Genomic DNA, 9,779 nt, shown 5'->3' on the forward strand with positions numbered 1-9,779 from the left:
ACGACGCCAGGGCCCTGCCCACCCTGATGCCACACCGGGGGGCCCCGGGGCGACACCCGGGGCGCCCGCCGGGCGGGGCCGCACGTTCGTACGGCCCCGCGTGTTGAGGTTTCGGGCTAGCTCGGCCAGTAGGTCCGCGTCCAGGACGCCTGGCCGGGGTGGGGGACGCGTTGTCCCGCGATGCGGGACGGGTCCGACCATGCGTCCCGCGGTCCCTGCGCGCCGGACGGCGCTGCCGCTGCCGCCGCGGCGCGCGCGCGGACCACCGCCAGGGCGGCGGCCAGCTCCTCCGGGGTCGGGTTGCCTCGTACGACCTTGATGTTCATGACCGCTCCAAAGGTCAGCGGGGCCTAGAGGGGGATGTTGCCGTGCTTCTTCGGAGGCAGGGATTCCCGCTTGGTGCGCAGTTGACGCAGACCGCGGACGATGTGGGCGCGGGTGTCGGACGGCATGATCACCGCGTCGATGTAGCCGCGCTCGGCCGCGACGTAGGGGTTGAGGAGCGTGTCCTCGTACTCCTGGATCAGACGGGCACGGGTCGCCTCGACATCCTCGCCGTTCGTCTCCGCCTCGGCGATCGTGCGCCGGTGCAGGATGTTGACCGCGCCCTGGGCGCCCATGACGGCGATCTGGGCGGTCGGCCAGGCGAGGTTGAGGTCGGCGCCCAGGTGCTTGGATCCCATGACGTCGTAGGCGCCGCCGAAGGCCTTGCGGGTGATGACCGTGATCAGAGGGACCGTCGCCTCCGCGTATGCGTAGATCAGCTTGGCGCCGCGGCGGATGATGCCGGTGTGCTCCTGGTCCACGCCGGGGAGGAACCCGGGCACGTCGACGAAGGTGAGCACGGGGACGTTGAAGGCGTCGCACGTGCGTACGAAGCGGGCCGCCTTCTCGCTGGCGTCGATGTCCAGGCAGCCGGCGAACTGCATCGGCTGGTTGGCGACGATGCCCACCGGGTGGCCCTCGACCCGGCCGAAGCCGGTCACGATGTTCGGCGCGAACAGCGCCTGCGTTTCGAAGAACTCTGCGTCGTCCAGCACGTGTTCGACCACCGTGCGGATGTCGTAGGGCTGGTTCGCGCTGTCCGGGACCAGCGTGTCCAGCTCGCGGTCCTCGTCCGTGAGGGAGAGGTCCGCCTCCTCCGCGAACACCGGGGGCTCGCTGAGGTTGTTGGACGGCAGGTACGACAGCAGCTGCTTGACGTACTCGATCGCGTCCTTCTCGTCGCCCGCCATGTGGTGGGCCACGCCGGAGACCGCGTTGTGGGTGCGGGCGCCGCCCAGCTCCTCGAAGCCGACGTCCTCGCCCGTGACGGTCTTGATGACGTCCGGGCCGGTGATGAACATGTGCGAGGTCTGGTCCACCATGACCGTGAAGTCCGTGATGGCCGGGGAGTAGACCGCACCGCCCGCGCACGGGCCGACGACCAGGCTGATCTGCGGGATCACGCCGGAGGCGTGCGTGTTGCGGCGGAAGATCTCGCCGTAGGCGCCGAGGGAGGCGACTCCCTCCTGGATGCGGGCGCCGCCGGAGTCGTTGATGCCGATGACCGGGCAGCCGGTCTTCAGCGCGAAGTCCATGACCTTGACGATCTTCTGGCCGTAGACCTCGCCGAGCGCGCCGCCGAAGACCGTGAAGTCCTGGGAGAAGACCGCCACGGGACGGCCGTCGACCGTGCCGTAGCCGGTCACGACGCCGTCGCCGTACGGGCGGTTCTTCTCCAGGCCGAAGTTGGTGGAGCGGTGGCGGGCGAACTCGTCCAGCTCGACGAAGGAACCCTCGTCGAGCAACAGCTCGACCCGCTCACGGGCCGTCAGTTTGCCCTTGGCGTGCTGCTTTTCGACGGCGCGTGCGGAGCCGGCGTGCGTCGCTTCGTCAATACGGCGCTGCAGATCCGCGAGCTTGCCCGCGGTCGTGTGAATGTCGATCTCTTCCGGCTCGGACATCGGGATCGCGGCTCCCTGCCTGCTCAAAAGGGGGGGACGGTTACTCATCCGTAGCGTAGTGGCGCGGTCCGGTGTCGGCAGTGCGGCGTTTCCCACACCTAGGGTGACTTGCATGACGCCGCACAATGCATCAGACGACAGCCGTTGGTCCGACCTGGAACGCCCGCCGCTGAACGCCGCGGCGCTGCGGCGCGGGCTGGTCCGGGAGGGCAGTCTGTGGTCGGACTTCGAGGTGGTCCAGCGCACCGGCTCCACCAATTCCGACCTGGTGGCCCGGGCCGTGACGGGCAAGGTCGACGAGGGCGCGGTCCTCGTCGCCGAGGAGCAGACCGCCGGGCGGGGGCGGCTGGATCGGCAGTGGTCCGCGCCGGCCCGGTCCGGTCTGTTCTTCTCCGTCCTGCTGAACCCCGCCGAGGTGCCGGTGGCCCGCTGGGGCTGGTTGCCGCTGCTCACCGGGGTGGCCGTGGCGACCGGTCTGTCCCGGGCCGCGGGTGTCGACACCTCCCTCAAGTGGCCCAACGACCTGCTGGTGACCGTGGGCGGCGAGGAGCGCAAGACCGGGGGCATCCTCGCCGAGCGGGCCGGGGAGCGCGGGGTGGTCGTCGGGGTCGGTATCAACGTCTCCCTGCGGGTCGAGGAGCTGCCCGTGCCCCAGGCGGGGTCGCTGGCGCTGGCCGGGGCGGTGAGCACGGACCGGGATCCGCTGCTGCGGGCGGTGCTGCGGTCGCTGGAGGAGTGGTACGGGCGCTGGCGGGATGCGGGGGGCGATCCCGTGGGCAGCGGGCTGCAGGAGACCTATGCGGCGGGGTGCGCGACGCTTGGGCGGGCGGTGCGGGCGGAGCTGCCGGGGGATCGGGCCGTGGTGGGGGAGGCGGTGGCTGTCGATGGGGACGGGCGGCTGGTCATCGCCACCGAGGCGGGTGCCCGGGAGGCGGTGGGGGCCGGGGACATCGTGCATCTGCGGCCTGCGTGAGGGGGTTTGCGGCGCCTTTGCGGTGCGTGGGCTGCTTGCGGCGTGTGGGGCTTCGCGGTGCCTGTGTCTGTGCCGGTGCGTGGGGTGGCGCGGTGCCTGCGGCGCCTGTGCCGGTGGGTGGGGGTTCGCGTAGCGCCTCGCGGAGTGGTGGGTCGGGGCCGTGCCGGGGGGTGTCCGTCCTCGGAACGGCGCGGAATCGGTCGGCTGTCGACGTGCCGGTGTCGACGCGCCAACCGCTGCGGGCGGACACCCCCCGACCCGTCCCCTTCCCGCCGTGGGCGGCCATCCCTCCGTCCCGTCTCCTTTCCCGTCGTGGGTGGCGGTCCCCTCGACCTGTCTCCTTTCCCGTCGTGGGTGGCCCCCCGACGCGTCTCCTTTCCCGTCGTGTGCGGCCCCCCGACGCGTCTCTCTTGCCGTCGTGGGCGGCCATCCCCCCGTCCTGTCTCCTTTCCCGTCGTGGGTGGCGGTCCCCTCGACCTGTCTCCTTTCCCGTGGTGGGTGGCGGTCCCCTCGACCTGTCTCCTTTCCCGTCGTGGGCGGCCGTGGGGCGCATTCATCCCGTCCGTCCGGGGTTCGAGGGCGAGGCTCATTCAGGGGTGATGGCGGTACGGGGACGATGGCCGATTCGGGGTCCGGTCCGGGGGCGGCAGCCGACGGGGTGGTCCAGACCGGGGTGGTGCCGGTGACCTGCTCCTTGCCGAACCCGACGGAGTGAGCTGGCGCACACCTGCCGTAGAGTTGAGGCCGGTCGTTACCTGACCGTGGCAGATCGGAAGGGCAGCAGGCGTGACCGTCGACGACACGGGCTCCGGCGCGGACGCGGACGGCCGGGTGGACCCCCACGCCGCCGACTCCGGCGAGGACCCGCTCGCCCTGCGTCTCGAACAGCTGATCCTCGGCGCCGAGCGGCGCTACACCCCTTTCCAGGCGGCTCGCAGCGCCGGTGTCTCCATGGAGCTGGCGTCGCGGTTCTGGCGAGCCATGGGCTTCGCCGACATCGGGCAGGCCAAGGCGCTCACCGAGGCCGACGTGCTGGCCCTGCGGCGCCTCGCCGGTCTGGTCGAGGCCGGGCTGCTCAGCGAGGCCATGGCGGTGCAGGTCGCCCGGTCCACGGGGCAGACCACCGCCCGTCTGGCCGAATGGCAGATCGATTCCTTTCTGGAGGGTCTGACCGAGCCGCCCGAGCCGGGCATGACCCGCACCGAGGTGACCTATCCGATCGTCGAGCTGCTCCTGCCCGAGCTGGAGGAGTTCCTGGTCTATGTGTGGCGCAGGCAGCTCGCCGCCTCGGCCGGCCGTGTCGTGCAGACCGGGGACGACGAGGAGATGGTCGACCGACGGCTTGCGGTGGGCTTCGCCGACCTCGTCGGGTTCACACGGCTGACCCGGCGGATGGAGGAGGAGGAGCTGGGCGAGCTCGTCGAGGCCTTCGAGACCACTGCCGCCGACCTGGTTGCTGCGCGTGGCGGGCGGCTCATCAAGACCCTCGGCGACGAGGTGCTGTACGCCGCCGACGACGCGGGCATCGCTGCGGACATCGCCCTGCGTCTGGTCGAGACGATGGGCAACGACGAGACGATGCCCGAGCTGCGGGTGGGCATGGCCTTCGGGACTGTGACCACCCGTATGGGTGATGTCTTCGGTACGACGGTGAACCTCGCCTCCCGGCTGACGTCGATAGCTCCGCGTGACGCCGTGCTCGTGGACAGCGCCTTCGCCGAGGAGCTGATCCGCAGCGGTGAGGCCCCCGCCTCGGAGGCGGAGGCGGCCGAGGCCGCGGCCGCCGCGGAGAAGGAGGGCGAGGAGCCGCCGACGTACCGTTTCGCGCTCCAGCCGATGTGGCAGCGGCCGGTCCGCGGGCTCGGCGTGGTCGAGCCGTGGCTGCTCGCACGCCGCGACGGCCAGTCCTAGGGCTGCTGCAGGTCCGCGCACAGGCCTATCACCGGCACGCACACGTTGTCGCTCTGTGTGGGTTTGGGTTTGGGTGTCGGCTTGGGAGCGGGATCGTGGCTCGGGCGCGGGGTTCGCGTGGGCGTGTGCGTTGTGGGGTGGGGTGGTGGGGGCGGGCCCGTGGTCGGGGGGCCGGTGGGGATGGTCGTGGGCGCGCCCGTGCTGCCGGGGAGTGCGGTGGGGGTGGGCCGCCGGGCCGCGGGGGCTGTCGTGGTCGTGCGCAGTGGCGCGGCGCTCGCTCCGCCCATGACCGACGTGGTCGAGGGGGCGGGGTTGGGTGTGGTGTCCGCCTGGGGCGTGGGGGGTGTGGCGCTGTCGGCCGGGTCCGGGCGGGGCTCGGCCTCTGCCGTGCCGGGGGTCCCGATCCCGGGGTCCGGGGCCACCCGGACGAGGGTGAGGACTCCGGCGGCGAGGGCGAGGCCGCCGGCGGCCAGCAGGACCTTGCGGGGGCGGGGCTTGCGGTGGCGGCCGCGGCGGACGGTGGGCAGCGGCCCCGTCTGCTGGTCCGTTTCCGGCGTACGGGCCTGTGCTCGTATCGGTGTCATGGGTTCCCTCCCCGCCGTGCGCCCGGGGCGCGCCGTGGCGGAGCGCACGCTATGCGCTCCTGTGGGCGGTGTGGGATGAGAAGGCCGGGATGTCACTCGAACGGGCGTAGAACACCGGGCGGGATCGGCTGTTTCCGGAGGCTCTTTCCCGGGGCGGGGTACGGCTGCGATGATCGGGCCGACAGTGAGTTAACCCGCGTTAACCGGAGGGTGTCATGAGCGAGGAGCGGTTCGGGGAGTTCGTGCTGGTGCGGCGGCACGGGCATGTGGCGGAGCTGGTACTGGACCGGCCGAAGGCCATGAACGCCGTCTCGACCGAGATGGCCCGCTCCGTCGCGGCCGCCTGCGCGGCGCTCGGCGCCGACCGAGACGCGCGCGTGGTCGTGGTGACCTCCTCCCACGAGCGGGCCTTCTGCGTCGGGGCCGATCTGAAGGAGCGGAACTCGTTCAGCGACGCGGATCTGGTGCGGCAGCGGCCCGTGGCGCGGGGGGCGTACACCGGGGTGCTCGAACTGCCGATGCCGACGATCGCGGCGGTGCACGGCTTCGCGCTGGGCGGCGGCTTCGAACTCGCCCTGTCCTGCGACCTGATCGTGGCGGACCGCACGGCGGTGGTCGGGCTGCCGGAGGTGTCCGTGGGTGTGATTCCGGGCGGTGGCGGTACGCAGTTGCTGCCGCGGCGGGTGGGGGCCGCACGGGCGGCCGAGCTGATCTTCTCCGCACGGCGGGTGGAGGCTGCAGAGGCCGCCGAGTTGGGGCTCGTGGACCAGTTGGTGGAGGAGGGACGGGATCGCGAGGAGGCGCTGGCCCTGGGGGCGCGGATCGCCGGGAACTCGCCGGTGGGGCTGAGGGCGGCGAAGCGGGCGATGCGGCTGGGGCACGGGCTTGACCTGCGGGCCGGGCTGGAGGTCGAGGACGCGGCCTGGCGGTCGGTGGCGTTCTCGGGAGACCGGGCCGAGGGCGTCGCAGCCTTCAACGAGAAGCGAAAGCCCCAGTGGCCCGGCGAGTGAGCCGCCCGCACAGCAATCCCCTGTGGCGCGCGTGTGAGCCGCCCGCACAGCAGTCCCCTGTGGCGTGCGTGTGAGCGGCCGGTACATCAACCTCCTGTGGCGTGCGTGTGAGCGGCCGGTACATCAACCTCCTGTGGCGCGCGTGAGAGGGGCCGTGCTGCAACCCCCTAGGGGCGCCTGTGTGAGCCGCAGTGCTGCAACCCCCTAGGGGCGCGGGGAACTGCGCGATCGGTCCCCACCGGCTTGTGGTCGGGGACGATCCGCACCCACCCGCTGGCGGTCGGGGGCGATCGGCCCCACCGGCCGGTGGCCGACGGCGATCCGCGGCCACCCCGTCCGGGGGGCGAGGGGGCTGCAGCCCCCAGACGGCGCTGCAGCCAACCCGCACCAACCCCTCGGCCACCTGATCGCCTCACCGGTCTCACCATTCGTCGGATTTCATACCTAATCTGGGGTAATGGGTGAGGACAAGCGGCTTACCGCTGTGGTGGCGCTGGCTCAGGGGATGGCGGCGGCCCGTACACCGCAGGATTCGTGGCGGGCCGCCGCGCTCGGTGCCTGCCGGGCGCTGGACGGCGGCTTTGCCGCGCTGTCGGTGTGGGAGCGCGAGCTGGGACGGCTGCGGGTCCTCGTGAACGTCGGGGAGCGCCGCCCGGACGAGGAGGAGTTCCCGGAGGCCGAGGCCTATCCGGTGCACCAGTTCCCGGAGATCACCGAGTTTCTGCACGAGCGGTGGGCGGGCGGGGGCGGGCCCACCGCGTGGGTGGAGACCGCCGAGGGGACGGCGGCCGGTACCCCCGGCTACTTCCACCATCGCGTGGCCGCCCTGCGCCGCCGGGGCCGCGGCTGCTGTCTGGTCGCCCCGGTCGTGCTGCACGGCCGGGCCTGGGGCGAGTTGTACGTCGCCCGTGCGGTCGGGGTGCCCGTGTTCGCGCGGGCGGACGCCGACTTCGCCACCGTCCTGGCCGCCGTCGTCGCCGCCGGGCTCGCGCAGACCGAGCGGCTGGAGGAGGCTCGCCGGCTCGCGTACACCGACGCCCTCACCGGCCTCGCCAACCGCCGCGCCGTGGACGTTCGTCTGGAGGAGGCCGTCGAGCGGCACCGCGCGGACGGAGTGGTCGTCAGTCTTGTCGTCTGCGATCTCAATGGACTCAAGAGGGTCAACGACACCCTCGGGCATGCCGTGGGGGACCGGCTGCTGGAGCGGTTCGGGTCGGTGCTGTCGCTGTGCGGGGCGATGGTGCCGGGCGCGCTCGTCGCGCGGCTCGGCGGGGACGAGTTCTGCCTGCTGGCGGTCGGGCCGCCCGCCGATGACGTGGTCAAGGCGACTGATGAACTGTGCCGCCGCGCTGCGGAGTTGGAGCTGGGGGAGGGGGCGGCGTGCGGGGTCGCCTCGACCGAGGATCCGATCGGGCCGGTGCGGGACGCCCGGCGGCTGTTCCGGCTGGCCGACGCCGCGCAGTACCGGGCCAAGGCCGGGCGCGCGGACCGGCCCGTGGTGGCCGGGCGGGAGGGACCCGACGATCCGGTCGTACGGTTGGCGGACGAGTCCCCGCTCGAACCGTCGCCCGCGCACGCCGAGCGCCGGCGTTTCCGCGGCCGGAGGCCGTGAGCTGATGTACACGGTTCCGTAAGGGGCAGTCCTCGTCTCCACTAGTGACATCAACGCATTCAATGCGTACGCTCCTGAATATGGATATGCACACTGTGGTGGTGGGGACGTCGGGTGTGACCGCGTCCGACGTTCTCGCTGTGGCGCGCGGCGGCGCCCGGGTCGAGCTGTCGACCGAGGCGGTGGCGGCTCTCGCGGCGGCCCGGGGGATCGTGGACGCCCTGGCGGCGAAGCCGGACCCGGTCTACGGCGTCTCCACCGGTTTCGGAGCCCTGGCGACCCGGCACATCAGCCAGGAACTGCGCGCCCAGCTGCAGCGCAACATCGTCCGCTCGCACGCCGCCGGCATGGGCCCGCGGGTCGAGCGCGAGGTCGTACGGGCCCTGATGTTCCTGCGGCTCAAAACCGTCTGCTCCGGTCACACGGGTGTGCGGCCCGAGGTCGCACAGACCATGGCCGACGTGCTGAACGCCGGGATCACGCCGGTCGTGCACGAGTACGGCTCCCTCGGCTGCTCCGGCGACCTGGCCCCGCTGTCCCACTGCGCCCTCGCCCTCATGGGAGAGGGTGACGCGGAAGGGCCCGACGGCAGCGTCCGGCCCGCCGGGGAGCTGCTCGCCGAGCACGGGATCCAGCCCGTCGAGCTGCGCGAGAAGGAGGGTCTGGCCCTCCTGAACGGCACCGATGGCATGCTCGGCATGCTGGTCATGGCCCTGGCCGACCTGGACACCCTGTACAAGTCCGCCGACGTCACCGCCGCCCTCAGCCTGGAGGCGCTGCTCGGCACGGACAAGGTGCTCGCGCCCGAGCTGCACGCCATCCGGCCCCACCCGGGCCAGGGCGCCTCCGCCGCCAACATGCTCGCCGTCCTCAAGGGCTCCCAGCTCACCGGGCACCACCAGGACGACGCTCCCCGCGTCCAGGACGCCTACTCGGTGCGCTGTGCCCCGCAGGTCGCCGGCGCCGGACGCGACACCCTCGCGCACGCCCGCCTCGTCGCCGAGCGGGAACTCGCCTCCGCCGTCGACAACCCCGTCGTCCTGCCCGACGGCCGCGTCGAGTCCAACGGCAACTTCCACGGCGCCCCGGTCGCCTACGTCCTGGACTTCCTCGCCATCGCCGCCGCGGACCTCGGCTCCATCGCCGAGCGCCGCACCGACCGGCTGCTGGACAAGAACCGCAGCCACGGGCTTCCGCCGTTCCTCGCCGACGACGCCGGCGTGGACTCCGGGCTCATGATCGCCCAGTACACGCAGGCCGCGCTGGTCAGCGAGATGAAGCGGCTGGCCGTACCGGCCTCCGCGGACTCCATCCCGTCCTCCGCCATGCAGGAGGACCACGTGTCCATGGGCTGGTCGGCCGCCCGCAAGCTGCGCACCGCCGTCGACAACCTCACCCGGATCATCGCCGTCGAGCTGTACGCCGCCACCCGCGGCATCGAGCTGCGCGAGGGCCTGACCCCGGCGCCCGCCTCGCAGGCCGTGATCGAGGCCGTGCGCGCGGCCGGTGTGCAGGGTCCCGGTCCGGACCGCTTCCTGGCACCCGACCTGGCCGCCGCCGACGCGTTCGTGCGCGGAGGACACCTCGTCGCCGCCGTGGAGCCGGTCACCGGGCCGCTGCAGTAGCGAGCCGGCTGCCGCACCGGCGGCCGACCGTCCGGACCCGCCGGGGGGGGGGGCCCCCCCCCGGGGGCGGGGGCCCCGCGGGGCTGGGGGGGGGTCAGCCCGAACGAATTATGTGGGT

At 72.7% G+C, this 9,779-nt stretch carries 8 protein-coding genes; 5 read left to right on the forward strand and 3 right to left on the reverse strand.

Features of this window, described 5'->3' with window-relative positions; genetic code table 11:
- Positions 1 to 116: 116 nt before the first annotated feature.
- Positions 117 to 326 (reverse strand): acyl-CoA carboxylase epsilon subunit, encoded by a 210-nt coding sequence (locus tag AB0H32_RS43590; protein WP_361133713.1) that lies wholly within the window; start codon positions 324 to 326, stop codon positions 117 to 119.
- 24 nt (positions 327 to 350) lie between these two features.
- On the reverse strand, positions 351 to 1,946 hold the full coding sequence (locus AB0H32_RS43595) for an acyl-CoA carboxylase subunit beta (protein ID WP_361133716.1): 1,596 nt from the start codon (positions 1,944 to 1,946) through the stop codon (positions 351 to 353).
- A gap of 112 nt (positions 1,947 to 2,058) precedes the next feature.
- Between AB0H32_RS43595 and AB0H32_RS43600 the strand changes: the two genes are divergently transcribed.
- Together AB0H32_RS43600 and AB0H32_RS43605 are read left to right on the forward strand one after the other, a co-directional pair.
- Positions 2,059 to 2,919: a biotin--[acetyl-CoA-carboxylase] ligase gene (locus AB0H32_RS43600; RefSeq protein WP_361133719.1), complete on the forward strand. Its 861-nt coding sequence runs from the start codon at positions 2,059 to 2,061 to the stop codon at positions 2,917 to 2,919.
- 786 nt (positions 2,920 to 3,705) lie between these two features.
- Positions 3,706 to 4,830 (forward strand): adenylate/guanylate cyclase domain-containing protein, encoded by a 1,125-nt coding sequence (locus AB0H32_RS43605; protein WP_361133722.1) that lies wholly within the window; start codon positions 3,706 to 3,708, stop codon positions 4,828 to 4,830.
- On the opposite strand, the gene AB0H32_RS43610 is transcribed toward AB0H32_RS43605, so the two are convergent.
- Positions 4,827 to 5,414, reverse strand: a complete 588-nt coding sequence (locus AB0H32_RS43610; protein WP_361133725.1) for a hypothetical protein — start codon at positions 5,412 to 5,414, stop codon at positions 4,827 to 4,829. The genes AB0H32_RS43605 and AB0H32_RS43610 overlap by 4 nt on opposite strands.
- A gap of 215 nt (positions 5,415 to 5,629) precedes the next feature.
- Between AB0H32_RS43610 and AB0H32_RS43615 the strand changes: the two genes are divergently transcribed.
- From AB0H32_RS43615 to hutH, 3 genes are all read left to right on the forward strand, one after another.
- Positions 5,630 to 6,424 (forward strand): enoyl-CoA hydratase-related protein, encoded by a 795-nt coding sequence (locus AB0H32_RS43615; protein WP_361133728.1) that lies wholly within the window; start codon positions 5,630 to 5,632, stop codon positions 6,422 to 6,424.
- A gap of 457 nt (positions 6,425 to 6,881) precedes the next feature.
- Complete coding sequence (locus AB0H32_RS43620) at positions 6,882 to 8,036, forward strand: GGDEF domain-containing protein (RefSeq protein WP_361133730.1); 1,155 nt, start codon at positions 6,882 to 6,884, stop codon at positions 8,034 to 8,036.
- A gap of 86 nt (positions 8,037 to 8,122) precedes the next feature.
- Entirely contained in the window at positions 8,123 to 9,661 is a 1,539-nt protein-coding gene (gene hutH, locus AB0H32_RS43625; RefSeq protein ID WP_361133733.1) for a histidine ammonia-lyase, read from the forward strand.
- The last annotated feature ends 118 nt before the right edge of the window (positions 9,662 to 9,779 follow it).

This window comes from Streptomyces sp. NPDC020362 (genome assembly GCF_040642095.1).
Taxonomy (GTDB): domain Bacteria; phylum Actinomycetota; class Actinomycetes; order Streptomycetales; family Streptomycetaceae; genus Streptomyces.